The following is a 992-nucleotide window of genomic DNA, read 5'->3' as shown; positions in this document are numbered from 1 at the left end:
TTTGTGATTTTAGTTTTAATTTAAAAAAATTGCTTTTAATCTGCTCTCAAATCACCTCCTTTTACCCTTAAACCTTTATCATCTATAATTACTTGCATTTTTCCTACTTGAAGTATAATCTTATCTTTTGTTTGTGTGATGGTGGTATTTTCACCTACTTGAGAGATGATTCGTTTTTGTGCTATTAAAGTGCTTTCTTTATTAGCTAAAGTATTTATTTCATCAGCCGTAAAGGAACAATTATTTTTAGCTTTAAAACTAATAGAATCATCAGCTTCAGCTTTGAAATACTCATTTGTTTCTATGCTTAGATCTTTTTTGGAGTGAAATTTTATACTTTGATTGGTTTGAAGCACATAAGAACCTTTTATGGTTTCATTTTTATTATGTCCTATTCTTTGGATAAAATCATTTTTGATATCTTGCTCTAGGTTATTGTTGATGATTACTCTTTTATCATTTCCTATTTTTTCTTCATGATTTTGTCCTATATTGACTTCATTACTAATTCCTACATTCAAAGTATTACTTAAACCCACATTGGTGTCTTTAGAAAGCAAGGTGTTTTCTAGATACTGCGCACCTACATTGACATTTTTAAAACCTATGATATTTTGCATATGCCCTAAGGTAATAAATTCAGTATATAAAGCTCCCACTTCTGAGGTTTTGTTATTTTTTATGGTTTGCTCATAGTTGTTGCCTATTTCTTCTTTATAATCTTTTTGTGCTAAAATGTAAAATTCTTCCTTGTCTATATCATTTTTTAAAGTGATTTCATTTCTTGCTTTTGCATCGGTATTATCTTTTCCTATAGTAGAATTAGAGATAGTTAAATAATGTTCGTTTTTATAATTTAGATTATATTCTGTATTTTCTTGTAGTTTAAGTTCATCTAAGCCTTTATTATACATAGGTATAGCACTTAGATAATTTAGTGTTTGTTCAGCGATTTCTCTTTTGTATCTTGGGTAGTTATATTGTGGCATAGT

Annotated in this window: 1 protein-coding gene; it reads right to left on the bottom strand. The window is 28.1% G+C overall.

What is annotated here, in order from left to right:
* Positions 1 to 35: 35 nt before the first annotated feature.
* A partial coding sequence (locus L8U04_RS08255; RefSeq protein WP_263666992.1) for a bacteriophage T4 gp5 trimerisation domain-containing protein occupies positions 36 to 992 on the bottom strand: 957 nt, incomplete at its 5' end.

This window comes from Campylobacter sp. IFREMER_LSEM_CL908 (assembly GCF_025771545.1).
In the GTDB taxonomy this organism is placed as follows: Bacteria; Campylobacterota; Campylobacteria; order Campylobacterales; family Campylobacteraceae; genus Campylobacter_D; species Campylobacter_D lari_D.
The sequence above is the reverse complement of the archived record's forward strand: the minus strand, read 5'-3'. Positions and strand labels throughout refer to the sequence as shown.